This is a genomic window from Streptomyces sp. NPDC036815 (assembly GCF_055609205.1).
This window is the reverse complement of the sequence record NZ_JBVJPW010000004.1, coordinates 51,619-74,891: the sequence shown is the minus strand read 5'-3', so window position 1 is coordinate 74,891 and position 23,273 is coordinate 51,619. Positions and strand designations below refer to the sequence as shown.

General features: G+C 71.9%; 23 protein-coding genes. 8 read left to right on the top strand and 15 right to left on the bottom strand.

Going from position 1 to position 23,273, the window contains the following annotated elements:
• The first annotated feature begins 63 nt into the window (after window positions 1–63).
• Window positions 64–1,164, top strand: coding sequence for a DUF8017 domain-containing protein (locus tag ACZ69I_RS11295; RefSeq protein WP_470831676.1), 1,101 nt, complete (start codon window positions 64–66; stop codon window positions 1,162–1,164).
• Between the two features lie 76 nt (window positions 1,165–1,240).
• Entirely contained in the window at window positions 1,241–2,593 is a 1,353-nt protein-coding gene (locus ACZ69I_RS11290; RefSeq protein WP_470831675.1) for an MFS transporter, read from the top strand.
• On the opposite strand, the gene ACZ69I_RS11285 is transcribed toward ACZ69I_RS11290, so the two are convergent.
• From ACZ69I_RS11285 to dapB, 8 genes are all read right to left on the bottom strand, one after another.
• Window positions 2,555–3,346, bottom strand: coding sequence for a spermidine synthase (locus ACZ69I_RS11285; protein ID WP_467676449.1), 792 nt, complete (start codon window positions 3,344–3,346; stop codon window positions 2,555–2,557). The two genes, ACZ69I_RS11290 and ACZ69I_RS11285, sit on opposite strands and share 39 nt — an antisense overlap.
• A 142-nt stretch (window positions 3,347–3,488) precedes the next feature.
• A complete protein-coding gene (locus tag ACZ69I_RS11280) occupies window positions 3,489–4,052 on the bottom strand; it encodes a glutamine amidotransferase-related protein (protein WP_470831674.1) in 564 nt (187 codons plus the stop codon).
• Window positions 4,053–4,065: 13 nt separating this feature from the next.
• Window positions 4,066–4,884 carry an amino acid kinase family protein gene (locus ACZ69I_RS11275; protein WP_470831673.1) on the bottom strand — a complete coding sequence of 273 codons (819 nt, stop codon included), beginning with the start codon at window positions 4,882–4,884 and terminating at the stop codon, window positions 4,066–4,068.
• On the bottom strand, window positions 4,881–5,933 hold the full coding sequence (gene argC, locus ACZ69I_RS11270) for an N-acetyl-gamma-glutamyl-phosphate reductase (protein ID WP_470831671.1): 1,053 nt from the start codon (window positions 5,931–5,933) through the stop codon (window positions 4,881–4,883). The genes ACZ69I_RS11275 and argC overlap by 4 nt, the downstream gene beginning before the upstream one ends.
• Window positions 5,930–6,778, bottom strand: coding sequence for an ATP-grasp domain-containing protein (locus ACZ69I_RS11265; protein ID WP_470831669.1), 849 nt, complete (start codon window positions 6,776–6,778; stop codon window positions 5,930–5,932). The genes argC and ACZ69I_RS11265 overlap by 4 nt, the downstream gene beginning before the upstream one ends.
• A gap of 1 nt (window position 6,779) precedes the next feature.
• A complete protein-coding gene (locus ACZ69I_RS11260; protein WP_467676054.1) occupies window positions 6,780–6,965 on the bottom strand; it encodes a lysine biosynthesis protein LysW in 186 nt (61 codons plus the stop codon).
• A 46-nt stretch (window positions 6,966–7,011) separates the two neighbouring features.
• The gene (locus ACZ69I_RS11255) at window positions 7,012–8,154 is read right to left on the bottom strand and encodes an isopropylmalate synthase (protein WP_470832037.1); all 1,143 of its coding nucleotides are present in this window, start codon (window positions 8,152–8,154) and stop codon (window positions 7,012–7,014) included.
• Window positions 8,155–8,209: 55 nt separating this feature from the next.
• Window positions 8,210–8,959 carry a 4-hydroxy-tetrahydrodipicolinate reductase gene (gene dapB / locus ACZ69I_RS11250; protein ID WP_470831667.1) on the bottom strand — a complete coding sequence of 250 codons (750 nt, stop codon included), beginning with the start codon at window positions 8,957–8,959 and terminating at the stop codon, window positions 8,210–8,212.
• A gap of 233 nt (window positions 8,960–9,192) precedes the next feature.
• On the opposite strand from dapB, the gene ACZ69I_RS11245 reads away from it, so the two are divergent.
• The gene (locus ACZ69I_RS11245; protein WP_470831665.1) at window positions 9,193–11,151 is read left to right on the top strand and encodes an acyl-CoA dehydrogenase family protein; all 1,959 of its coding nucleotides are present in this window, start codon (window positions 9,193–9,195) and stop codon (window positions 11,149–11,151) included.
• A 58-nt stretch (window positions 11,152–11,209) separates the two neighbouring features.
• Here ACZ69I_RS11245 and rph read toward each other — a convergent pair whose 3' ends face one another.
• From rph to ACZ69I_RS11225, 4 genes are all read right to left on the bottom strand, one after another.
• A complete protein-coding gene (gene rph / locus ACZ69I_RS11240) occupies window positions 11,210–13,807 on the bottom strand; it encodes a rifamycin-inactivating phosphotransferase (RefSeq protein ID WP_470831663.1) in 2,598 nt (865 codons plus the stop codon).
• Window positions 13,808–14,109: 302 nt separating this feature from the next.
• Window positions 14,110–14,775 carry a DUF4232 domain-containing protein gene (locus ACZ69I_RS11235; RefSeq protein ID WP_470831661.1) on the bottom strand — a complete coding sequence of 222 codons (666 nt, stop codon included), beginning with the start codon at window positions 14,773–14,775 and terminating at the stop codon, window positions 14,110–14,112.
• Between the two features lie 304 nt (window positions 14,776–15,079).
• Window positions 15,080–16,744 (bottom strand): amidase family protein, encoded by a 1,665-nt coding sequence (locus ACZ69I_RS11230; protein WP_470831659.1) that lies wholly within the window; start codon window positions 16,742–16,744, stop codon window positions 15,080–15,082.
• A gap of 307 nt (window positions 16,745–17,051) precedes the next feature.
• The gene (locus ACZ69I_RS11225; protein ID WP_470831658.1) at window positions 17,052–17,423 is read right to left on the bottom strand and encodes a VOC family protein; all 372 of its coding nucleotides are present in this window, start codon (window positions 17,421–17,423) and stop codon (window positions 17,052–17,054) included.
• Window positions 17,424–17,504: 81 nt separating this feature from the next.
• Here ACZ69I_RS11225 and ACZ69I_RS11220 point away from each other — a divergent pair, with 81 nt between their 5' ends.
• A complete protein-coding gene (locus ACZ69I_RS11220) occupies window positions 17,505–17,957 on the top strand; it encodes a MarR family winged helix-turn-helix transcriptional regulator (RefSeq protein ID WP_470831656.1) in 453 nt (150 codons plus the stop codon).
• Between the two features lie 45 nt (window positions 17,958–18,002).
• Here the strand turns inward: ACZ69I_RS11220 and tuf are convergent, their stop codons facing one another.
• Entirely contained in the window at window positions 18,003–19,193 is a 1,191-nt protein-coding gene (tuf, locus tag ACZ69I_RS11215) for an elongation factor Tu (protein ID WP_470831654.1), read from the bottom strand.
• Window positions 19,194–19,513: 320 nt separating this feature from the next.
• A complete protein-coding gene (locus ACZ69I_RS11210; protein ID WP_470831653.1) occupies window positions 19,514–20,224 on the bottom strand; it encodes a DNA alkylation repair protein in 711 nt (236 codons plus the stop codon).
• 49 nt (window positions 20,225–20,273) lie between these two features.
• On the opposite strand from ACZ69I_RS11210, the gene ACZ69I_RS11205 reads away from it, so the two are divergent.
• Together ACZ69I_RS11205 and ACZ69I_RS11200 are read left to right on the top strand one after the other, a co-directional pair.
• Window positions 20,274–21,032 carry a TVP38/TMEM64 family protein gene (locus tag ACZ69I_RS11205; protein ID WP_470831651.1) on the top strand — a complete coding sequence of 253 codons (759 nt, stop codon included), beginning with the start codon at window positions 20,274–20,276 and terminating at the stop codon, window positions 21,030–21,032.
• A 309-nt stretch (window positions 21,033–21,341) separates the two neighbouring features.
• Window positions 21,342–22,214 carry an undecaprenyl-diphosphate phosphatase gene (locus tag ACZ69I_RS11200; RefSeq protein ID WP_470831650.1) on the top strand — a complete coding sequence of 291 codons (873 nt, stop codon included), beginning with the start codon at window positions 21,342–21,344 and terminating at the stop codon, window positions 22,212–22,214.
• Window positions 22,215–22,269: 55 nt separating this feature from the next.
• On the opposite strand, the gene ACZ69I_RS11195 is transcribed toward ACZ69I_RS11200, so the two are convergent.
• The gene (locus ACZ69I_RS11195) at window positions 22,270–22,347 is read right to left on the bottom strand and encodes a 50S ribosomal protein bL37 (protein WP_466231358.1); all 78 of its coding nucleotides are present in this window, start codon (window positions 22,345–22,347) and stop codon (window positions 22,270–22,272) included.
• A gap of 186 nt (window positions 22,348–22,533) precedes the next feature.
• Between ACZ69I_RS11195 and ACZ69I_RS11190 the strand changes: the two genes are divergently transcribed.
• Both ACZ69I_RS11190 and ACZ69I_RS11185 read left to right on the top strand, forming a co-directional pair.
• On the top strand, window positions 22,534–22,683 hold the full coding sequence (locus ACZ69I_RS11190) for a hypothetical protein (protein ID WP_389722311.1): 150 nt from the start codon (window positions 22,534–22,536) through the stop codon (window positions 22,681–22,683).
• 44 nt (window positions 22,684–22,727) lie between these two features.
• Window positions 22,728–23,234 (top strand): nuclear transport factor 2 family protein, encoded by a 507-nt coding sequence (locus ACZ69I_RS11185; RefSeq protein ID WP_467676346.1) that lies wholly within the window; start codon window positions 22,728–22,730, stop codon window positions 23,232–23,234.
• Window positions 23,235–23,273 lie beyond the last annotated feature (39 nt).

Sequence of the window (23,273 nt, the reverse complement as noted above, 5' to 3'; positions counted from 1 at the left end):
GGACGGCGCCGCGGGTGATCGGCCGTGGCACGCCGCCCCGTGGCCCATCTATGGTTACTGGCCATGTGGCCAGAACAGCAGCCGCCCGGGGGCGAGCAGAACCCGCAGGACCAGAGTCAGAACCCGTACCAGCAGCCGGGGTACCAGCAGCCGAACCCGTATCAGCAGCCGGGATACCAGCAGTCGGGGTACCCGCAGCAGCAGCCGGGTCATCAGCAGCAGCCTGCGGGGGGCTACCAGCAGCCGCAGTCGGGCGGCTTCTCGCAGCCCGAGCAGCCGCAGTGGGCGGCTCCCACGCCCCCGCCCATGCCGTCCCAGAACGGTGGCGGCGGTCAGGGCGGTGGCGGCGGCAACAAGACGAAGATCACCGCCATCGTGGCCGCGCTCGCCGTGGTGGCAGCCGCCGGTGTCACCGGTTTCCTGATCCTCGGCGGCGACAAGGACGACGAGGCGGGTCCGGCGAAGCCGTCCCCCTCGAAGCCGGCCACCGAGAAGCCGAGCCCGAAGCCCAGCGACGACGGGAACGCGCGCGGCGAGGGCGGCGAGGACAAGCCGACGATCGACGGCTGGCAGGTCGTGGTGAACCCCAAGTGGGGCACCGCCTTCGACGTGCCGGCCGACTGGAAGGTCGAGACGCCGGACACCCTCCTCGGTTTCGACGACCGCAAGGAAGACGGCGCGAAGTCGATCATCATCATGTCCTCGCCCGCGGTCTACAAAGAGAAGTGGTGCACCTCCGACGACGACAAGGACGGCGAGTCCGACGACACCTCGCTCGCCGCGGTCGGCACCAAGGGCCAGAACGGCGCCAAGAACACCAAGGACATCGCGCGCAACGACTCGGCCTGGTGGGTCTTCGGCGGCTACACCGAGCAGACGAAGGCCGACAAGAAGAAGATCAAGATCAGCAAGGTCGAGGACTACACCACCACGTCCGGCATCAAGGGCAGCCTCGCGACGTCGACGACGTCCGGCGCCGCCACCTCGGCCAAGTGCGACTCCGAGGGCAAGGCCACCACGTTCGGCTTCAAGAACGAGGCCGGTGAGTACGTGGCCTGGACCCTCTACGGCGCCAAGGGCGTCAAGGAGGAGGTATCCGACGCCACGGTGAAGAAGATCCTGAGCACGGTCCGGTGGAGCGAGGCGGCGACCGAGGAGTCCTGAGCCGCCGGGGTTCCCGGGACGTCCCGGGCTGATCCCGAGAGCCTCGGAGCTTCCCCGAGCGGGCGGCACAAACGGTTTGGCAAGCCGGTCCCCCGCCGGGGACAGTCCCGGAGTGACCACCGCCGCTCCCGCCCCGCGCCGCCGCCCCTCCTGGGCAGGCAGCAACTACACGCTGCTGACCGCCGCCGCGATCGTGACGAACCTCGGAAGCCACGGGGCGCTGATCGCGGCGGCGTTCGCGGTCCTGGACGCGGGAGGCGACGGCGGGGACGTCGGACTCGTGGCCGCCGCGCGGACGCTGCCGCTCGTCCTGTTCCTGCTCATCGGCGGTGCGGTCGCCGACCGGCTGCCGCGCCACCACGTCATGGTCGCGGCCAACGCCCTCAACTGCGTGTCGCAGGCGGCCTTCGCCGCGCTCGTCCTCGCGGGCGAACCGCGGCTGTGGCAGATGATGGTCCTCACCGGACTCGGCGGAGTCGGCCAGGCCTTCTTCGGGCCCGCCGCCGAGGGCATGCTGATGTCGTCGGTCAGCGGCGAGCAGGCCGGCCGGGCCTTCGCGACGTACCGCATGGCCATGCAGGGCGCGGGGCTCGGCGGCGCCGCCCTCGGCGGCCTCATGGTCGCGGCGCTCGGGCCCGGCTGGGTGCTGGCCGTGGACGCCGTCGCGTTCGCCGTCGCGGGCGCGCTGCGCTCGTTCCTCGACGTCGGCCACATACCGGAGCGCGCGCCCGGCGAGGGGCTCATGGCCGACCTGCGGGACGGCTGGCGGGAGTTCACCGGGCGGCCCTGGCTGTGGTCGATCGTGGCGCAGTTCTCGGTGGTGGTCGCGGTGGTCGGCGCCGCCGAGTCGGTCTTCGGACCGCTGGTCGCGCGCGACGAACTGGGCGGCGCGGGGCCGTGGGGCCTCGCGCTCGGCGCGTTCGGCGCGGGCACGGTCGGCGGGGCGTTCCTGATGACGCGGTGGAAGCCGCGGCGGCTGCTGCTCGCGGGCACCCTCTGCGTCTTCCCGCTGGCCGCCCCCTCGGCGGCGCTCGCCGTGCCGCTGCCGCTCGCGGGTCTGGCCGCGGTGATGTCCGTCAGCGGCGTGGCGATCGAGGTGTTCGGCGTTTCGTGGATGACCGCGATGCACCAGGAGATCCCGGAGGAGAAGCTGTCGCGCGTCGCCGCGTACGACTGGTTCGGCTCGGTCGCGATGGTGCCGCTCGCGACGGCGCTCGCCGGGCCCGCGCAGTCGGCGTTCGGCCTGTCCGCGTCCCTGTGGGGCTGCGCCTGCCTCGTGGTGCTCGTGACGGCGGCCGTCCTGTTCGTCCCCGACGTACGCAACCTGACGCGGCGCACGACGGAGGTGGTGGCGTCGGCGAAGCCCGTCTCGCGCGGGGCCGCCGAGCCGTCACCCGATGGAGAAGGCGCCGTCGGGCGGCTCGGGTGAGGCCACCGCGTCCTCGTCGCGCACCGGCCGCGCGTCCCCGATGAGGCGCCGCAGCGCGTCGCCGTGCGCGACCCGGGCGGGAAAGGCGTCGGACGCGGTCCGGCGGGCCAGCACTCCGACGTCGATGGGACCGTGCGCGGCTATCAGTACCGTGTTCCCGAAGCGGCGCCCGCGCAGCACGGACGGCTCGGCGATCAGCGCGAGCTCCGCGAACACCTCGGCGAACGTGGCCAGTTGGGAACGGAGGAACGTGAAGGGCGCGCCGTCGGCGAGGTTCGCGATGTAGTACCCGCCCGGGCGCAGCACCCGGTCGGCGGCCCGCGCGTACGCGAGCGTGGTGAGGTGCGCGGGGACGCGGGAGCCGCCGAAGACATCGGCGACGACGACGTCGGCGCTCGCGCCCGGCGCCGCCTCCAGCCACGCACGGGCGTCCGCGCCGTGCACGGCGACCCCGCTCCCCCCGGCCAGCGGCAACTGCTCCGCGACCAGGCGCAGCAGCCCCCGGTCCGCCTCCACCACCTGCTGCCGTGAACCGGGCCGGGTGGCGGCCAGGTAGCGGGGCAGGGTGAGCGCTCCCCCGCCGAGGTGGATGACGTCGAGGGGGTCGCCCGGTTCGGCCATGGCGTCCAGGACGTGCGCGAGCCTGCGCGCGTACTCGAACTCCAGGTGCGTGGGTTCGTCCAGGTCGACGTACGACTGGGGGGCGCCGTCGACCGTGAGCAGCCAGGCCCGCGGCCGGTCGACGTCGGGCATGAGCTTGGCGGTGCCGTGATCGACCTCCCTGATCACCGGAACCGCCTCGTCCCCACCGGCGGCATCCGCCCCGGCCCCGCCCTCGAACTCATCCGCGTCCACGCCGTCCATTGTGCCGGGTCCGGTGGGACACAGCGGCGGCTCAGCGGTAGAACCGCGTGAACCCCCGCAGGATCTCCCGGCCATCGGCCCGGTATTCCAGATGGGCCTGGGAGCCGGTCAGGCGGCCGTCGGCCGAGCGGAGGAACTCCACGGGCGCCTGCGCGGAGCGGCCGATGACGCGGAAGCCCGCAGGGGCCTCGCGCAGGTACAGGGTGTGCCGCTGGAAGAGCGTCACGGTCGGCCGGACGTGGGCGAAGAGCGGCTCCCCCGTGTCGACTTGAACCTCGCAGCGCCCGACCCGCTGGGGCCCCGGGGACAGGTGGCCGCCCGCGGCGACGGCGAGGATCTGCATGCCGCCGCAGATGCCGAGGACGGGGACGTCGGTGTCCGCGACGAGGTCGATGAGGGGCCGGTAGTGGTCGAGGTCGTGGGCGCGCACCTTCGTGCCGCTGAGCACGATCGCCTGGTAGCGGCCGGAGAGCCGGGACGGCAGGGAGGCCGTGTCCACCGCGGCCGTGGCGGACCCCAAGTCCTCCAGGCGGGCGCGCAGTTGTGGGAGTGACAGCGTTCCGTTGTCGACGACGAGGACGTGGGGACGGAGCACGGGCCCGGCCTCCTCAGGCTCCGGTGGCGGGAGTTCCGGCGACGAGGGTTCCCGTGCGGGCGGTGAGCAGGGCGGTGACGGTGCCGTCGCCGATGACGACGCACCGCACTCCGTGGTCCAGGGCCTCGCACGCGGCGCGCAGCTTCTTCCGCATCCCGCCGGTGACGACGGTGTCGCGGAGACCGATCGCCGTCTCTTCGGAGACGTGGCGCACCGGCTTCCCTTCGACGATCAGATGGGGGACGTCGGTGACGAGTACCAGGTCCCGGGCTCCGACGGCGCCGGCGAGCGCGGCCGCCGCCCGGTCGGCGTCGGTGTTGACCTCCTGACCCGACGCGTTGCGGGCCAGTGGGGTCACGACGCGGACGTGGCCCGGCCGGGCGGGCTCCAGCGGCCCCGTGCGCACGATGTCTACCGGGCCGACGAGGTTGTCGAGTTCGACCAGCCGCTTGCCCTGCCACCACAGGCGTTCGGCCGGACCCGCGCCGATCAGCCCGTCGCTGCCGAGCAGCCGCTCCGCGGTGACGTCACGCTCCGCGAGCCGCTTCAGGATCGCCTCGCCCAGCGCCGAGCTGACGGTCCTGATGTCATCGAGGACCTCGGGGGTGGTCCAGCGGCTCCGGTTTCCGTAGCGGTCGCGCAGCATCGCGGACGGGCGGCCGTGGCGGGGGTCGAGTCGCCGCAGCGGCCGGGACCAGCCGTGGACGAGGATCAGGGGACGTTGCCGTGCCTGCCGGGCCAGATCGTCCCACCAGCGGTCGTCGAGTGTTTCGAGGCAGCTGCCGCCGAGTTTGACGACGGCCGTCGGCGCCGGGAGCGGGGCGCTGCTCATGCGGGCATCACCGGCATCATCGTCAGCCCCGTCTCCTCGGGCAGCCCGAAGCGCAGGTTGGCGGCCTGCACCGCCTGGCCCGCGGCGCCCTTGACGAGATTGTCGAGAGCGGCGAGGACGACGATGCGTCCCCCGTCCTCGTCGGCGAGGGCGGTCACGTCGCAGAAGTTGGAGCCGAGGACCGCCTGCGGGTCGGGCACCGGGATCCGCGTCTCGGTGTGCCGCCGCGCGCGGACGAACGGGTGCCCCTTGTAGTAGCGGACGTACGCCCGTTGCAGCTCGCGCCGGCCGACCACCTCGTCCGTGAACACGTAGATGCTCGCGAGCAGCCCCCGCACGGTGGGGACGCCGTAGGCCGACATGCTCAACGAGCCGATCGAACCGGGCCTTCTCCGCCGCAGGAAGTCGGTGACCTCGGCGGCGTGCCGGTGACCGGTCGGGGCGTACGGCGTGATGGCGCCGCTGCGCAGCGGGTGCAGAGCGGCGGTGCGCAGGCGCAGTCCGCTGCCGCTCGACCCGCTCTTGGCGTCCACGAGCACCTTCTCCAGCGGCAGACCGAGACCGAGGGCGAGCGGCGCCAGGCCCAGCGTGACCGCCGTCGCATGACAGCCGGGGAGCGAGATCAGCGCGGCGTCCGCCAGTTGATCACCGATCAGCTCCGGGACCCCGTACACGGAGCGGCGCAGGAGGTCCGCGCGGCGCTCCACCGCCGGGTACCAGCGGTCGTGGAGTTCCGGGGTGCGGATGCGGAAGGCGCCGCTGAGGTCGATCACGGCCGGAACGCGGTCGGCGAGCAGCGCGGCGAGGGCCGCCGAGACCGGGGCGGGGGTGGCCAGGAAGACGACGTCGAGCCGTCCGGTGGTGGCCTCGGTGACGTGCCGCACGGTCAGGGCCGGTTCGCGCAGCCCGGGGTGCAGTTCGCCGATGTGCCGCCCGGCGCTCGCGGAGCCGCCGAGGAAGGTCAGGTCCAGCCCGGGGTGGGGCGTGAGCAGCCTGATGAGTTCCCCGCCGACGAGTCCGGAGGCTCCGACGACTCCCGCGCGGATCATGCGAGGGCCTCTCGTACGCTGCGGGCGACGGCCGCGGGGAGATCGGTTCCGGTCGCCGTGGCCAGGGCCCGGAAGGCCGGGGCGTGGTTGACCTCGTTGACCAGGTAGCCGTCGGGGGTGCGGAAGAGGTCGACTCCGTAGATTCCCGGCCCCAGCGTGCGCACCACACCGTCGAGGATCTTGCGCAGCTCCGGGTCGCGGGCCGTGGCCCGGCCCCGGCCGCCCAGCGCCGCGTTGGTGCGCCACTCGGTGGGTCCTGCGGTGAACTCGGCGGCGCCGAGCAGGTCCTCTCCCCCGACCAGGCAGCGTACGGATGTTCCGCCGACGTACGGCTCCACCAGGCAGGCCTGTTCGAAGGCGTGCCCGAGGTCCTCGACGTAGTCGTATACGGAAGGGGCGGTGTCGGCGTCCCGGAGCAGGGTGACCCTTCGGCCCATGCCGCCGAAGACGGGCTTGAGGACCAGCGGCAGTGGAAGTTCTTGCAGAGAACACTCGAAGTCCGCGCGGGAGAGCACGAGTCGGAAGTCCGGGACGGGCAGTCCGGCGGCGCGCAGCACGGTGCGCAGGGTGGCCTTGTTCTGACAGGTGTGGATGGTGTGCGCGGTGTTCGAGGTGCGGATGCCGGCGGCCTCGGCGAGCGTGGCGATGAGGCCGCCACGGGTGTAGCTGCGGCTGCGCACCAGGAGTCCGTCGTAGCCCGCGAGCGCGGGGAGGTCCGGGTGGCCGAGGCACATCGACTCGTCGTTGACCCACCGCAGGCGCAGGCCGAGTGCCGGGGCCGCGGCGATCAGCCGCCGTTCCTCCCAGCCGATCCGGTCCGCGGCCAGCGCGACGGTCGGCGGCACGTCACTGGCCCCAGTCGCGCAGCCGCGTCTCGACCATGCGCAACGTCATGCGGCCGTCGGCGGCTTCCTCGATGCGCAGGGTGAGCAGGCACTCGGGGCAGACGAGGGTCTCTCCGGTGCCCATGACCGGCGTGGTCAGGTTCGTCTCGCACTCGGGGCAGGTACCGGTGAGCGTAGGGGGCGTCATGCACAACCTCCGGTGATCGGGTGGGGATCGGGTCGCCGCGTGGGGTTCACGCGGCCGCGAAGGCCACGGCGGCCGTGCGGATCGCGTCCCGGTCGAGCAGCGGGTTGCCCGCCCGCCGCTGCCGTTCGACGAGCCAGGAGGTGAAGGCGCCGACGTCCACGTCGATGTCCGTGTCGGCGAGCGCCCAGGCGATCAGGCCGGGAGTGAGACGGCTGCGGACCCTCAACCGGCGGGTGTTGCCGACGAGTTCGGCCGGCAGCGTCTCGTACGCCTCCGGGTTGCTGAGCTGGCCCGTCAGTTCGTAGGCGAACGAGTGACGGGTGGTCGGCCCGGGCTGAAAGGCCTCGCCCAGACCGGAACCCTTCAGCGCGATGCGGGAGAGCGCGGTGAGGTGGGTCAGGTCGAAGCGGGTGTCCCCGTGCAGGACGCGCAGCGCGGTGAGCAGTTCGGCCAGCGGAGTGTTGCCGCCGCGCTCACCGATGCCGCCGACGGTCGCGGAGATCCACCGCGCGCCGGCCCGGACGGCGGCGAGGGAGTTGGCGACGGCCATGCCCAGCATGTTGTGCGAGTGGACCTCGATCTCGGAGCCTTCGATCGCCACGAGCCGCGCGACCGTCTCCTCCATCTGCCAGGGCGAGAGGCAGGCGACGGTCTCGGCGAGCCGGAAGCGGTCGGCCCCGGCCGAGAAGCCGGAGGTGACGTACGGGACGAGCCGCTCGGCGGGCGTCCGCGCGCCGTCCTCGCCGCTGAAGGTGACGTGGAAGCCCCGCTCCTTGGCCTGGGAGATCGCCGAACGCGCAAGTACCTGCAAGAACTTGAGGCTGGTCGACCCGAGCTTCATCCCGGCGTGCAACGCCGACGTGGGAAGGGAACACATGACGTGCCGCACGCCCAGCCGCTCGGCCTCCTTCAGGGCGTGGCCGACCTGCCTGCGGTCGCGTACGACGACGAGCGTCATGCAGCGTTCGGGGCCCACGCTCTCGTGGGTGGCGAGGACGAGGTCCGCGTCCTTGGTTCCCGGGCCCGAGACCATGCCCACCTCGACCAGCTCGACGCCGGTCGCGACCAGCAGGCCCGCGATGGCCGAGGCGTCCCTGGCGCCGAACTCCACGCCCGCCATGTGCGCCGAGTCCCGCAGTGTGGCGTCGGATATGTGAGGAGGCCTCGGCGCGCTGCCCTGCGGTCCCATTGCCACGTGCTCCACCCTTCGGGCCGTCTGCGGTCACGTGCTCGTGGTCGCCCGCTCAGTCCAGGTCCATGAACGGCTCCAGGCCGAGGGTGAGCCCGGGGGCCGAACCGACGCGGCGCACACCGAGCAGGAAGCCGGGCGTGAAGCAGGCGCGATCCGTGGAGTCGTGCCGGATCGTCAGGGTCTCACCCGTGGTACCGAAGATGATCTCCTGGTGGGCCACGAGTCCGCGCGCCCGTACGGCGTGCACCGGCACCCCCTCGACGTCCGCGCCGCGGGCACCGGCGAGGGCGGTGGTCGTGGCGTCCGGCCGGCCGGGGGTGCCCGCCCGGCGGCGCGCCTCGGCGATGAGCCGGGCGGTGCGCACGGCGGCCCCGCCGGGGGCGTCGGCCTTGTCCGGGTGGTGCATCTCGACGATCTCGACAGACTCGAACCAGCGGGCCGCGTACTGGGCGAGGCGCATGGTCAGCACGGCACCGACCGAGAGGGGGCCGACGATCACACCCGTCCCCGGCGAGGCGGCGAGCCAGCCCCTCAGGGTGTCGAGGCGTTCATCGGTCCAGCCGGTCGTGCCGACCACCGCGTGCAGGCCGTGGCGCACGCAGAACTCCAGGTGGTCCATGACCGAGTCGGGATGGGTCAGCTCGACGACGACCTCGGCCCCCGACCGCGTGAGACCCTCCAGCGGGCTGCTCCGGCCCAGCGCGGCGACGAGTTCCAGGTCACCGGCGGACTCGACGGCCCCGACGACCTCGCGCCCCATCCGGCCCGCGGCGCCGATCACTCCGACCCGGATCGCGGTCATCCGCTCCTCGCTTCTCCCGGAACGGCGGTCCGTACGTGGACGCACGGGCCGGTGCTCACCACCGATTCGCTCACGGAAAGCTGCCCGCCGTCGACCGAGATCATCCGACGCACCGGGGGCACCACGGGAACAATGGCGCAAAAGGGCTCCAGGGTGCGCGGCCCCGCGGCGCGCCTGCGCCGGATGGGCCAAGCGGTCGATTTGATCGTTCCCGGGGCGGGTAGCCGGGCGACATGGCCACCGACAGCACCGCATCCCCCAGCGGCTACGCGCAGCCCGTCGTCGACGTCCAGGCTCTCGCGGAGCTGCTCGACGGCGAATACGCCGAGGTACGAAGCCTGGTCCGCGCCAACCTGACGAAACACGCGGGCGTACTGGACGACGCGGAACAGCTCGGCTTCGACGCGTTCCGCGAGCGCGTGCGGGAGCTGGTCGTCGAGATGGCGGCGACGGGCCAGACCGGCATGGGCTTTCCGAAGGAGTACGGCGGGGGCGGCGACGTCGGCGCGTCGATCGCCGCGTTCGAGACGCTCGCCTTCGGCGATCTCTCGGTCCTGGTGAAGGTCGGCGTGCAGTTCGGGCTCTTCGGCGGCGCGATCCTGCAGCTGGGCACGGAACGCCACCACGAGGCACTCCTGCCGCGTCTGATCACCGGGGAGCTGATGGGCTGCTTCGCGATGACCGAGACCGGACACGGCTCCAACGTCCAGGCGCTCGGCACCGTGGCCCGGTACGACGCCGACAGCCGTGAGTTCGTCATCACCACCGAAGGCGACCAGGCGCGCAAGGACTACATCGGCAACGCGGCCCGGCACGCCGAGCTGGCGGTCGTCTTCGCCCAGCTGGAGGTGGCCGGTGAGCACCGGGGCGTGCACGCCTTCGTCGTACCGATCCGTGTGAACGGCGAGGTGGCCCCCGGCGTCCGGATCGAGGACGACGGCCGCAAGATGGGCCTCAACGGCGTGGACAACGGCCGCATCTGGTTCGACGGCGTGCGCGTGCCGCGCGAGGCACTGCTCAACCGGTTCGCGGACGTCACCGCCGAGGGCGTGTACGAGAGCCCGATCGACCATCCGGACCGCCGCTTCTTCACCATGCTCGGCACGCTGGTGCAGGGGCGGGTCAGCGTCGCCGGCGGCGCGATCAACGCCAGCAAGGTCGCATTGGCCATCGCGACCAAGTACGCCGTGCGCCGCCGGCAGTTCCGGGCCGCCTCGGACGACGAGGAGCAGGTGCTCCTCGACTACGGCATGCACCAGCGCCGACTCCTCCCGCTCATCGCGCGCACCTACGCGCTGCACTTCGCCCAGGACGTCGTGCGCACGCAGTTGCACGAGGTCTTCTCGGGGACCGAGGACGACGAACTCGCACGACGTGAGCTGGAGGCACGGGCCGCGGGAACCAAGGCGCTCGGCACCTGGCACGCCACGCGCACGATCCAGGAGTGCCGCGAGGCGTGCGGGGGCGCCGGATACCTCGCCGTCAACCGGTTCGCCGCCCTGAAGGCCGACAGTGACGTCTTCGCGACGTTCGAGGGCGACAACCACGTACTGCTCCAGCTGGTGGCGAAGGGCCTGCTCACCCACTACGCGAGCGCGTTCGAGGACCTGGACCAGCTCGGCATGGTCCGGTACGTCACCGGCCTCGCGGTCGAGACGGTCATCGAGAAGACCTCGGCCCACAAGCTCCTGGAGCGGGTGCGCGACCTGCTGCCCGGCGGCGACGAGTGGGACCAGGAGGCGGGCCTCCTCGACTCGGAGTACCAGCTCGCGATGTTCCGCTTCCGCGAGGAGCACCTGCTCGCCGGTGTGGCGCGCCGCCTCAAGCGGGGGACGGGTCAGGAGGCCCATCCCGGCGTCGTCTTCTCGCAGGTGCAGGACCACGTCATCGCGGTGGCCCACGCGCACGTCGAGCGGCTGGTCCTCGAGGCGTTCGTCGACAAGGTGCGGCAGCTGCCCGACGGCGGCAACAAGGTCGCGCTGGGACTCCTGTGCGACCTCTTCGCCCTCTCCACGATCGAGGCGGACCGCGCCTGGTTCATGGAGCACGGCCGCCTGACCGTCCAGCGGTCCAAGGCGATCCGCCGCGAGGTGAACGACCTGTGCCGCAAGATCCGGCCGCTCGCGGCCGACCTCGTCGACGCCTGGGGCATCCCGCAGCGCATGCTGCGCTCGCCCGACCTGGTGGGGTGACGTCCGGCCCCGCCCGCGCTCTCCCCCGCCCGGTCAGGTCACGTCGGGTCGAGTCAGGTCAGTCCAGGAGCTCGACGTACCCGTCGGTCCCGTGCACGCGGATCCGCTGCCCGTCCCTGATCAGCCGGGTGGCCCCCGCCACGCCCACGACGGCCGGCAATCCGTACTCCCTGGCGATCACCGCGCCGTGCGTCATCAGGCCGCCCACCTCGGTCACCAGGCCCGCGATGCCGACGAACAGCGGCGACCAGCTGGGGTCCGTGAAGGTCGTGACCAGGATGTCGCCCGCTTCCAGGTCGGCCTCCGCGATGTCGAGGATGACGCGGGCCCGTCCCTCGACGGTCCCGGCGGAGACGGGCAGGCCGATCAGGGCGCCGGCCGGTGCGTCGTCGCGCCGGTACGCCCCGGTGACGGCCTCGCCGTCCGAGGTGAGCACCCGGGGCGGGGTGAGCGCGTGGTACGAGCGGAAGTCGTCCTTGCGCCGCTGGACGAGCCGCTCGTCCACCCGGTGCGTGCGCACGGCGTCGTGGAATTCCTGGAAGGTGAGGTAGAAGACGTCCTCCTTGTCGGCGAGCACCTCGGCCCGCACCAGGCGTTCGGCCTCCTCGAGCAGGGCCTGCTTGTAGACGAAATAGCGGCTGACGATGCCGTACTTCGGGTACTCCCGGTACCCGATGAAGGTCCTGACCCGGTCGATCATCCGCTTGGTCTCTTCGGCCTTCCGCTCCCCGTCCGGCAGGGCCCGCAGGCGCGACAGCACGTCCTCCTCCTTCGCCAGCGCCTTCTGCCGTCCTCGCTCGAAGCGCAGTTCGGCGGCGCCCGGCTCGAAGTTCCTGACGTTGTCCAGGATCACGGGTACGAGCGTGGCGGGGCGCTCGCGCCAGCGCGGCCGCGTGATGTCGATCTCGCCGACGCAGCGCATGCCGTACCGGTCGAGGTAGGCCTCGATGGCGTCGCGCGCCTCGGCGCCGCCCGCGACCTTCGCCAGCTCGTCGAGGAAGTCCTCACCCTCGGCACTCTGCAGGAACGCCACGACCTCCGGATGCGCCCGGACCACGTCCGCGACGTCGAGCAGCGCGAGGCCCATCTCCGAGGTGATGTTGTCCGGGGCGGACAGGGTCAGCGTGTCGGCCACGTTCTTCTCGCCGAGCCACTCCTGCAGCTTGTCGTTGAGCCACCACGTGGCCTCCATCCCCGCCATGAGCGCCTGGAAGCTCAACGGGTCGCTGAGGACGCGCTTGTGCTCCTCGAAGGCCTCCAGGAGGAAGTCGAACAGGGCCGGTCCTGACGTCGCCCGGATGTCGCGCTCCAGCGCCGCGACGGACGCCTCGCTGCGCTCGATCAGCTCGGTGACGACGGCCGGATCGGTATCGATCGGGGCGGGCGGTCCGCCGGCCGGCGGACCGGCGGGCACCTCGTCCGGGAACGAGGGGACGAAGTCGCCGCGCTCGATGACCGTCTCCAGCGCGTCCCGAGTGAGCGGGTCGCCCTTGCCCATGAGGTCCAGGAGACCGGCGCGACTGGTGGGCGAGGCGAGGCGTCGGGTGATGTCGACGAACAGCCGCCCCCCGGCCTCCTGCATCGGCACCATGGCCGTCAGCTGCCACATGGAGTAGCCCAGGGGCTTCATGGGGTCGGTCATCATCTGCTGGTGGCCGACGGAGACGTAGACGTGGTTGTCCTGATCAGGGGCGTCCGGGATGGGGAAGAGGGTGGTGATGGGCCGGCTCTGGACGATCCGGAAGCCGTCGTCGGCCAGGCACCATTCGATGTCCTGCGGACGGCCGAAGTGCGCCTCGATCCGCCGTCCGAGCCGTACGAGCTCCTCGGCCTGGGCGTCCGTCAGCGCGGGCTGCTCCTGTTGCCCCGGGTCGAGGGGCACTTCCCGCGTGCCCCCGGCGGGCAGCGCGTGCACGGCGCGCTCCTTGGCGGCGATCGTCCGGTCCACGACCCGGCCGTCCCGCACCTTGAAGACGTCGGGGTTGACCAGGCCGGAGACGAGGGCCTCGCCGAGGCCGAAACCGGCGTCCACGGTGGAGACCTTCCGGTCGCCCGTGACGGGGTCGGCGGTGAACAGGATGCCGGACGCGTGCGGCAGGACCATCCGCTGCACGACCACGGCCATGTGGACCGTGCGGTGGTCGACGCCGTTGCGCCGGCGGTAGGTCACGGCGCGCTCGGTGAACACCGAGGCCCAGCACCGGCTGATGTGCCGGACGATCTCCGCGGGGCCGACGACGTTGAGATACGTGTCCTGCTGGCCCGCGAAGGACGCCGTCGGCTGGTCCTCCGCCGTCGCGCTGGACCGTACGGCGTAGGCGGCGTCCTCACCGAACCGGCCGAGCGCGCGGGTGATCTCCGCCGTGAGGTCGGCCGGGACGGGAATCTCCTCGATGGTCCGGCGGATCTCGGCGCTGAGCGCACGGATCGCCTCCCGGTCGTCCGGGTCCAGGCGTGCGAGCCGGTCGAGCTGCTCGCCGAGGGACGGCGCGTCGGCGACGATCCGCCGGAAGGCGTCGGTCGTCACGCAGAAACCGGCCGGTACGTGGACTCCCTCGATCCGTGACAGCGCGCCCAGGTGCGCGCCCTTGCCGCCGACGACCGCGACCTGCCGCTCGTCGATCTCGGAGAGGTCGAGTACGTATCGCTCGCTCATCGCGTCACCTCCGTCGGCGCTTCCTCTGATCCGACGCCACTGCGTCCCCCGTACATCGACAACAACACAGGCACGTCGCGTCCCCATTTCCGCAGGTGGTGGCTTCGGTCGACGATTCTGCGCCATGCCCCGGGCCTTGTGGCAAGCCCCCCGGTGCGCTATAAGTTGAGAGTGGCAAGGAGAGCGCTCCTTGCCTTTTCTCTTTTCCTGTTCTCTTTTCCGGCACACGGCTGTCGCCCGCACGGGGGACGGCATCGTCACGTGCGGGCGACCGGGATGTTCGGATTGCCGGAGGGGTGGAATCAGCCGCCCTGGCCCGCGCTGCCGATCGGGCCGACCGTGACCGGGGAGCCGGAGCCGTCCGTGACGGGCAGGGTCTTGGCGCCGGGCCACTCCATGGAGAACGACTTCGTCTCACCGGGCGGGGTCACCACGAGTCCGGAGATGCTGACACCGGAGCCGCCCGAGTCGTTCATCGGGTAGCTGACGTTGAAGAACGTCGACTTCCCGGCCTTGAGGACACCCCGGTCGGCCGGCTGGCCGCTGCGCTTCGCCGACAGCGCGCCCTCGCTGGTCTTCAGGTCGACGCCCGCGAACCCGGACAGCAGGCAGTCCTTGCCGCCCACGTTCTTCATCTCCACCGCGACGGAACCCTGGTCGTCACCGTCGACGGTGCTGTCCGACGCCGAGATGTCCAGATCGTCGGTGCGGCACTTGCCGCCCGCGCCGCCCGCGTTCGAGCCGGCTCCTGCCGCGCCGGAGCCGCCCTTCTCGCCGGGCTTCTCCCCGGCAGAGTCCTTGCCGCCACCCTGGTCCGTACCGTCGGAGCCGGAACCGCCCCCCGTGGACGCGGAGGACGCGGACGAGCCGTCGCCCTGTGCCGTGCTGTCATCGCCGTTGCAGGCGGTGAGCGAGAGGCTCGCGGCAACGGCGAGGGCTGCTGCGAAGGTGAGCTTGTGAACGCGCATCGTTTCGTCCTCAGTATGGGTTCGGGGGTACCGCCCACTCGCCGAACAGCGGTACGAGCGAGCGATGCTGCACACCAGGACCGGTCCGGCACGGAGAACCGTTCCGCCCCGACGCCCGCTAATACACCCCTGTTACACGCACAGCCGTACGCCACACGCACCCTGCCGAGGACCCCCCGCCCGAACGCGCCTCTCCCGGGCCCTCCCCCGCCGTTCCCGTACCTCTCCACGCCCTGTGGCCGCTGGGACGGAGTCGTGACCCGGCGGGCCTTGACCCGTCAACAGCCTTCCGATCAGGCCGGATTCACCGTGTCGCGCCGGGCCCGGCCGTCGGCAGGTAGCGCGGCGCGCGCCAGGCCCGCAACCGCTGCTCCACCGCCGCGCCCAGCGACAGGAGCCGGGTGTCCTGGTGGTCACCGGCCATCAGGAGCAGGCCGACCGGCAGTTCGCCCACGGACCCGGCGGGCACGGAGAGGGACGGGTACCCGGCGACGGCCGCCGGGGTGGAGGACGGGATGACGTCGTTGTCGCCGCGCGCGCAGTCGGTCGTCCAGGCGGGCGGGTTCGTGGGCGCGGCGATGGCGTCCAGGTGGTGGGAGGCCATGGTCTCGTCGATGGAGCGCCGGGACAGGTCCTTCAACTCGGCCCGCATCGCCCGGTACTTGGGGTCGGTGGTGGGCGGCGCGGCGAGAGCCTGCTCGAACAGCTCCTGACCGGCGAAGCAGGTCTGCTCCGCGGGGTGGGTGCGGTTGAACTCGATCAACCCGGCGAGGTCGCGGGGGCCTTCACGCGTGCCGAGGTAGGCGTCGATGTCTCGGTGGAACTCGCTGAGCAGCGCCGGGAATTCGAGCTCGGCGAGCCGCGCCTGGTACGGGGGCGTCACCTCGACGACCACGGCTCCGGCCTTGCGCAGCTTCTCCGCCGTACGGGTCATCACCGCGTCCACGTCGGAACCGAGCGAGGGCAGACGCCACAGGCCGATCCGCTTCCCGCGGAGGCCTTGCGGACCGGCAAGACCGGCAGGACCGGTGAGACCGGTGAGATCGGCAGGACCCTGCGGGCCGGGGCGGCCTTGGGGGCCGTCGGAGCGGGTGCCGTCACGGCGCGTGCCCTCGGAACCGCTCAGCACCGCGAACGTGAGCGCGGTGTCGGTGACGTTGCGGGCCATGGGCCCTGCCGTGTCCTGCTCGGCGGAGATCGGCACCACGCCCGACGGGCTGACCAGGCCGAGGCTGGGCTTGTGCCCGACGACGCCGTTCATCCCGGCCGGGCACACGATGGAGCCGTCCGTCTCGGTGCCGATCGCCACTTGCGACAAGGACGCGGCGAGCGCGGCGGCGGAGCCCGCCGACGAGCCGCAGGGATTGCGGTCGAGTACGTAGGGGTTGTTGGTCTGCCCGCCGACCGCCGACCACCCCGATGTCGGTTTCGCCGCACGGAAGTTGGCCCATTCGGACAGGTTGGTCTTGCCGAGGATCACCGCCCCCGCCCCGCGCAGGCGGGTCACCAGTCCGGCGTCGGCGTCGGGCGGGCTCCCGGCGAGCGCGAGGGAGCCCGCAGTCGTCGGCATGTCCCGGGTGTCCACGTTGTCCTTGAGCAGGACGGGGATGCCGTCCAGCGGCCCGAGCGTCTTGCCGTGCCGGTGCCTCGCATCGCTGGCGGCCGCCTCGCGCAGGGCCGTCGGGCTGGTGCGCAGCACCGAGTGGATCTTGGGATCGACGCGCTCGATCCGCCCCAGGTAGGCCCGGGTCAGCGTCGACGCGGTCAGTGAGCCGTCCGCCATGCGCGCCTGCAGCTCCGGGATCGTCACCGTGTCGAGGTCGATCCCGGCTGCGAGCGGCCGCCCGGGAGGCGGTGACGCGTGGCCGCCGCCGTGCCCGGCCGCTTGCGCGCCGGCGTTCGCTACGCCTGTCAGAAGGGACCCCGCGACGAGGGCGGCGGCCATTGCGGCAATTCTCTTCTTCCCCATGGGATTCAGCGGACTACACGGGCACCGCCCGGCGCAAGAGTGAGTGTCGGTCACTGGCGCAGGTCATACGCCTCGCGGCCCGGACACGGCCAGGGAGCGGCCGGGCGCCCCAACTGCCTTAGAGCCTGTGTCATATCCCCGGTCGGATCAGCGGGCGGCGTCTGGTGCGTGCGATCGCAAGGCGCCGGGAAGTCTTGGTAGCGGAGCTACCAGGGCTTTTCGGCAACGCGGCGAGCGTGCGTGCCAGACGCCGCCCGCCCGGCCGGGGATATGACACAGGCTCTTACGCCCGCCGCCCGTACGCGGGTCAGCCCCCGTGTGCGGTGAGCCTGTAGCCCTCGGGCCCCTCGAAGGAGAACATCGGCCCGAACGGGCTGTCCGCCATGGGCGTGAGGATCTTGATTCCGGCGGCGACGAGCTGGTCGTGGAGCTCGTGGACGTCGGAGGCCTTGAACCAGATCACCGCGCCGAGGCCGGGCCGCGCGGCCCCGTCGAGGTCGACACCCGGAAGGAGCTCGCGAACGGCGAACGGCGTCGGCCGGGTGTCGAACACGACCCCGTGGGGCGGCGAGACGGCGGCCCGGCGCAGCCCCAGGTGCTGCTCGCAGAAGGCCGCCGCCGCCTCCACGTCACGGACTTGCAGGGCCACGAAGTCGGGGCCGTCGATGGTGGCAGGCATGGCTCTTCCTCACGTCGGGATGTCAGAACTTTGACATGCATGACGGTAGGGCCACCGCGGCTCATATGTCAAAATGCTGACATGGAAGAGCCCGAGTCCCCCGAGCCCGCGAAGGACATCACCCAGCACGTGGGCTACCTGCTCAAACGCGCCCAGGCCGCCCTGCGCGGCGCCATGGAGAAGGTCCTGCGCGAACACGGACTGACCGTGCCGCAGTACTCCACCCTCGAACTCCTCGCCCTGCACCCCGGCATGTCCAACGCCGACCTCGCCCGCGCCACCTTCGTCACCCGGCAGTCCGGCAACGTCGTCCTGCGCGGCCTGCAGGAAGCGGGGCTCATCACCCGCCCCGAGACCGCCGACCACGGCCGCGCCCGCCCCGCCCACCTCACCGAGGAAGGCCGCGCACGCCTGGCCGCGGTCCAGGCCGCCGTCTACGCCGTCGAACAGCGCATGGTCGAGCCGATCCCGCCCCCGCGCATGGCGGCGCTCCTCAGGGATCTCGACCTCATCGCGACGGCTCTGGAGGAGTGAGGCACCGCCGGCCGCCCGGGTCGGGCGGCCGGGCCGAACGCTCCGTCAGACGACCCCGGTCACGGTTCCCGCGCCGACGGTCCGGCCGCCCTCGCGGATCGCGAAGCCGAGGCCGGTCTCCAGCGGTACGTCGCGGCCGAGTTCGACCGTCATCGTGACCGTCTCGCCGGGCCGGGCCACGGCCACGCCACCGAGGTCGACGTCGCCGACCACGTCCGCCGTGCGGATGTAGAACTGCGGCCGGTACCCGGTGGCGATCGGTGTGCTGCGGCCGCCCTCCCCGGCCGACAGGACGTACACCTGCGCGGTGAAGCGCCGCGAGGGCGTGACGCTGCCGGGCGCCGCGACGACGTGGCCGCGCCGCACGGCGTCGCGCGGCAGACCGCGCAGCAGCAGCGCCACGTTGTCCCCGGCCTGCGCCTCCGCCATCGGCTTGCCGAAGGTCTCCAGGCCGGTGACCACCGTCTCCGTGTCCGCGCCGAGGACCTCCACGCGGTCCCCGAGACGGACGGTGCCGCGCTCGACGGCGCCGGTGACGACGGTGCCGCGGCCGGTGATGGTGAGCACGTTCTCGACGGGCAGCAGGAACGGCGCGTCGAGATAGCGCTCGGGCATCGGCACGTACGTGTCCACCGCGTCGAGCAGCGCCTCGATCGCCGACGTCCACCGCGGCTCGCCCTCCAGGGCCTTGAGCCCCGAGACGCGGACGACGGGGACCGAGTCCCCTCCGTACCCGTGCGCGGAGAGCAGGTCGCGGACCTCCAGCTCGACGAGGTCCGCGAGGTCGGCGTCCTCGCCGTCGACGACCGCGTCGGCCTTGTTGAGGGCCACGACGATGTGGTCGACGCCGACCTGCCGGGCGAGCAGCACGTGCTCGGCGGTCTGCGGCATGATCCCGTCGAGCGCCGAGACGACGAGGATCGCCCCGTCGAGCTGCGCCGCGCCGGTGACCATGTTCTTCACATAGTCCGCGTGACCCGGCATGTCCACGTGCGCGTAGTGCCGGGTGTCCGTCTCGTACTCGACGTGCGCGATGTTGATGGTGATGCCGCGCTGCGCCTCCTCCGGCGCGCGGTCGATGCGGTCGAAGGAGACGTACTGCGTACCGCCTCCGGCGCCGCGCTCGCTGAGGACCTTGGTGATGGCGGCGGTCAGGGTGGTCTTGCCGTGGTCGACGTGGCCCATGGTGCCGATGTTCAGATGCGGTTTCGTGCGGACGTAAGCCGTCTTGGACATGGTGGTTCCTTCTGTGGAACTCGAAGCCGTTCTCCCGGTCCCGCGGCGTGCGCGCGGTCGGGACGGGGACCCCGGGGCCGGACCGACCCTCCCCCTGCGGGGTCCGCCGGAGTATCCGGAGAGGGTCAGCTTCGGGTGCCGTCGAAGGCGGCGGCTGCGAGGACGGCAGCCTTCGCAGCGCCCGCGACTGCGGGCGTGGCTGCGAGGAAGGCGTACCGGAACATGGACTGATCCTCACCGAAGGAAAAGCCCACGTCGAATGATTTTCGCGCGAACCGGGCGCACGGAGAGCGGAGTTGTCCGGGGGTGGCCCTGCGGCGTCAGAGGTTCTTCAGCGCTTCCCGCACCGACAGCGGCGACAGCCTGTCGCGCTCCCGCGCCACGAAGGCCCGTACCGCCTCCGGGTCGGTCTTGGCGTACTCCCGCAGGCACCAGCCGATCGCCTTGCGGATGAAGAAGTCGGGGTGGCCGGACCGGCGCAGGCAGTAGGCGAAGAGCCGCTCCGCGTCGGTCGCCGACTTGTGGCGCAGCTGGTGGAGAAGGGCCGTGCGGGCCACCCACAGGTCGTCGTCCTCGATCCACTCGTCCATGGCGGTCCGCAGCTCCGGGTCGGCCGCGACCAGCCCGCCGACGACGTGTGCGGCGAGCGCGTCGACCGTGTCCCACCAGGAGCGGGTCGTGACGAGGCGGCGGGCGACGGGCAGGAAGCCGGACGAGCAGCGCCGCACGTGGCGGCGGAGGTAGTCGACGGCGAAGTAGGCGTACTCGCGCTCGGGCAGCTCCCAGCAGCGCAGCGCGATCGCCGCGCAGTCCCTCTCGTCGGGCCGCGGGGTGCCGGCCAGGACGGCGCGGGACAGTTCGCGGCGCACCGGTGAGGTCAGGCCGAGGAAGGGAGCGACGTCCTTCATGTACGCCCTCATCTGCGCGGCCCGCCCCGGATCGGCCGCCTGCGAGTAGCTCGTGACGAGCCGTCCGAGGATCTCGTCGGCCAGTTCGCTGCTCGGTGTTCGTCGCGGGACTGTGACGCTCATGAGACGCACCATACGGCGATCAGACACATGTTCCGGATACTCTTCCCGGATGTCCGAGACCGCTGCCACCCGTCCCCAGGGCTTCGCGGTGCGCTGCGCCAGAGCGCTCCTGTCGCCGTGGTCGCGGCTGTCCCTGCTCGTGCTGCTGCTGGCCGCCGCGGCCACATCGGTGCTGCTCTTCGAACCGCAGCGGCTCCTCTCCGACGGCTGGCCCGCGCAACTGGGCGGAGCCACGGCGGTGGCCCTGTTCGCCGTGGCGTACGGGGCGTGCACCGCCGCGTTCGTGCCGCGGCCGCTGCTCAATCTGGCGGCGGGTGCCCTCTTCGGCTCCCAGGCGGGTCTGGTCGCGGCGATCGCCGGCACGGTCTTCGGTGCCGGGATCGCCTTCGGGCTCGGCCGGATGCTGGGCCAGGACGCGCTGCGGCCGCTGCTGCGGGGGCGCTGGCTGAAGGCCGTGGACGGTCAGCTCAGTCGGCACGGTTTCCGGTCGATGCTGGCGGTGCGGCTCTTTCCCGGTGTGCCGTTCGCCGCGGCCAACTACTGCGCGGCGGTCTCCCGCATGGGCTGGCTGCCGTTCCTGATCGCCACCGGCCTGGGGTCCATCCCGAACACGGCCGCGTACGTCATCGCGGGCGCCCGCGCCTCCACTCCCACGTCACCGGTCTTCCTGGTCGCGATGGGGTTCATCGCGGTGACGGGTCTGGGCGGGGCGGCGGTGGCCTGGTTCAAGCGCCACCACTTCCGCGACCGCGAGCGCGGGGCCGCCCACCCGTCGAAGCGGGGCGAGAGCCTCGAAGGCAGGCTCTGAAACGCTTCGAGGACCGTCGCGAAGGCCTCGTCGACCTCGTCCGCCACGACGACCTCACCGCGTATCCGCAGGCGCCCGGATGGACGACGGCAGGCCCCGCGGCACAGCCCACGATCGGCCCTCCCACCGTCTCGTAACCCAGGCCCGCTACGCTGCCCCACGACGAGGGACGTGATCACCCCTCGCGCCCCGGCGTTCCGCCCCGCACGCACCGCGGTCGCCTCTCAGCCACGCCTCAGCCACGCCCCTCTATGACCGCTACGCCCGCACCCGCGGCCTGATGATCAGTACTTGGACGGCGCAGTTCTCATGTCTTGGCTTGAATCCTTCATCCTCGGACTCGTCCAGGGGCTGACCGAGTTCCTTCCGATCTCCTCCAGCGCGCACCTGCGGCTGACCGCGGCGTTCGCGGGCTGGCACGACCCGGGGGCCGCGTTCACGGCGATCACGCAGATCGGCACCGAGGCGGCCGTCCTGATCTACTTCCGCAAGGACATCGCGCGGATCCTGTCGGCGTGGTTCGGCTCGCTCTTCGGCAAGGTGCCGCGCTCGGACCACGACGCGCAGATGGGCTGGCTCGTCATCGTGGGCTCGATCCCCATCGGCGTCCTCGGCGTCACGTTCAAGGACCAGATCGAGGGCCCCTTCCGCGACCTCCGGCTGATCGCCACCACGCTCATCGTGATGGGCATCGTCCTCGGCATCGCCGACCGCCTGGCGGCCCGCGACGAGACGGGCGGCAAGCACCGCGCCGTACGACGTCGCAAGGACCTCAGGGAGCTCGGCGTCAGGGACGGCCTGATCTACGGCATCTGCCAGGCGATGGCGCTGATCCCCGGCGTCTCACGCTCGGGCGCGACCATCAGCGGCGGCCTCCTCATGGGCTACACCCGGGAGTCCGCCGCCCGCTACTCGTTCCTGCTGGCGATCCCCGCCGTCCTGGCCTCCGGCGTCTTCGAGCTGAAGGACGCGGGTGAGGGACACGTCTCGTGGGGCCCGACGATCTTCGCCACGATCATCGCCTTCGTCGTCGGCTACGCGGTCATCGCCTGGTTCATGAAGTTCATCACCACGAAGAGCTTCATGCCGTTCGTCTACTACCGGATCCTGCTCGGCATCGTCCTGATCGCCCTCGTCGCCACCGGCGCCCTCAGCCCGCACGCGGGGGAATCGGCGGGCTGAGGCGCCCTTGCAAGCCGGGCAGATCCGGGCAGGTCCGGGCAGGTCCGGGCAGGTGTCAGGACTGCGGACGGCTTCCGTGGTTGGCCGCGTGCTTGCGGCGGGCCTTCTTCTTGCGGCGTCGCTTCGAGGACATCTCGCCACCCCTTTCCATGGAGAAACAGGCATTTTTGCTGTTTTCCACCGTTCCATACGGGTCTGCGGACGGCGACCCGGGCGGGGCGATCACATGGCGCAGGTGTGCGGTAGCTGACAGTTCCGATTGTCGTAGCCATCCCCTAGGGTTGACGTCATGCCCTTAACCCCTCCGCCTCATGGCGCCGTGCGGTCTTCCTCCGAACTGAACGAGCGGATCCGCGACCTGTGGCTGCGCACCGGCAGCAGACTCAGCACCGAACAGCGCCGTGAGTACGCGCAGCTGGTGACGGAGTGGGCCGCCGCGGTCCGCGAGGAGATGGTGAAAGCCGCGTAGGCACGCCCCTTGGCTCGGCACCCCGCGTGCCCAACACTGAGCCGATGACGCAGCGTGTGGAACTCGCCGCCGTGATGGACCGGTTGGCCATCGACGCCCTCATCACCGAGTACGCGGTGGCCGTCGACGACGGCGACTGGGACGCCTACCGACAGCTCTTCGCCCCGGGAGGGCGCGCCGACTACCGCTCCGCGGGCGGCATCGAAGGGGGAGCCGAGGAGATCGCCGCCTGGCTGGCGGAGACGATGCGGCTCTTCCCCATGCGCCAGCACCTGGTCACCAACCGCAGGCTGGAGTTCGGCACGCTCGACCAGGACACCGGTGACACCGCGCACGTGCAGGCCGACTACGTGAACCCGATGCGGTTCGCCGACCGGCCCGGTGCGGCGCCGGAGCGGTCCACCGCGCCGGACTTCGTCTGCGGCGGCCGCTACTCCTTCACCCTTCTGCGCACGCACGGCGGCTGGCGGCTGCGCCGCGTGGTCGTCACGGAGAAGTGGCGTCAGCTGTCCGGCGAGCGGCAGCAGCGAGAGGCAACCTCCGATACGTGACGGAGTGCGGGACGGAGTGCGTGTCGAAGCACACGGCGG

Excerpts from the sequence above, each read along its gene's own strand:
- ACZ69I_RS11295 (WP_470831676.1), top strand. The coding sequence starts at position 64 with ATGTGGCCAGAACAGCAGCCGCCCGGGGGCGAGCAGAACCCGCAGGAC.
- ACZ69I_RS11285 (WP_467676449.1), bottom strand. The coding sequence starts at position 3,346 with ATGCCCGACGTCGACCGGCCGCGGGCCTGGCTGCTCACGGTCGACGGC.
- ACZ69I_RS11275 (WP_470831673.1), bottom strand. The coding sequence starts at position 4,884 with ATGAGCAGCGCCCCGCTCCCGGCGCCGACGGCCGTCGTCAAACTCGGC.
- argC (WP_470831671.1), bottom strand. The coding sequence starts at position 5,933 with ATGATCCGCGCGGGAGTCGTCGGAGCCTCCGGACTCGTCGGCGGGGAA.
- ACZ69I_RS11260 (WP_467676054.1), bottom strand. The coding sequence starts at position 6,965 with ATGACGCCCCCTACGCTCACCGGTACCTGCCCCGAGTGCGAGACGAAC.
- ACZ69I_RS11255 (WP_470832037.1), bottom strand. The coding sequence starts at position 8,154 with ATGGGACCGCAGGGCAGCGCGCCGAGGCCTCCTCACATATCCGACGCC.
- dapB (WP_470831667.1), bottom strand. The coding sequence starts at position 8,959 with ATGACCGCGATCCGGGTCGGAGTGATCGGCGCCGCGGGCCGGATGGGG.
- ACZ69I_RS11245 (WP_470831665.1), top strand. The coding sequence starts at position 9,193 with ATGGCCACCGACAGCACCGCATCCCCCAGCGGCTACGCGCAGCCCGTC.
- rph (WP_470831663.1), bottom strand. The coding sequence starts at position 13,807 with ATGAGCGAGCGATACGTACTCGACCTCTCCGAGATCGACGAGCGGCAG.
- ACZ69I_RS11235 (WP_470831661.1), bottom strand. The coding sequence starts at position 14,775 with ATGCGCGTTCACAAGCTCACCTTCGCAGCAGCCCTCGCCGTTGCCGCG.
- ACZ69I_RS11230 (WP_470831659.1), bottom strand. The coding sequence starts at position 16,744 with ATGGGGAAGAAGAGAATTGCCGCAATGGCCGCCGCCCTCGTCGCGGGG.
- ACZ69I_RS11225 (WP_470831658.1), bottom strand. The coding sequence starts at position 17,423 with ATGCCTGCCACCATCGACGGCCCCGACTTCGTGGCCCTGCAAGTCCGT.
- ACZ69I_RS11220 (WP_470831656.1), top strand. The coding sequence starts at position 17,505 with ATGGAAGAGCCCGAGTCCCCCGAGCCCGCGAAGGACATCACCCAGCAC.
- tuf (WP_470831654.1), bottom strand. The coding sequence starts at position 19,193 with ATGTCCAAGACGGCTTACGTCCGCACGAAACCGCATCTGAACATCGGC.
- ACZ69I_RS11210 (WP_470831653.1), bottom strand. The coding sequence starts at position 20,224 with ATGAGCGTCACAGTCCCGCGACGAACACCGAGCAGCGAACTGGCCGAC.
- ACZ69I_RS11205 (WP_470831651.1), top strand. The coding sequence starts at position 20,274 with ATGTCCGAGACCGCTGCCACCCGTCCCCAGGGCTTCGCGGTGCGCTGC.
- ACZ69I_RS11200 (WP_470831650.1), top strand. The coding sequence starts at position 21,342 with ATGTCTTGGCTTGAATCCTTCATCCTCGGACTCGTCCAGGGGCTGACC.
- ACZ69I_RS11195 (WP_466231358.1), bottom strand. The coding sequence starts at position 22,347 with ATGTCCTCGAAGCGACGCCGCAAGAAGAAGGCCCGCCGCAAGCACGCG.
- ACZ69I_RS11185 (WP_467676346.1), top strand. The coding sequence starts at position 22,728 with ATGACGCAGCGTGTGGAACTCGCCGCCGTGATGGACCGGTTGGCCATC.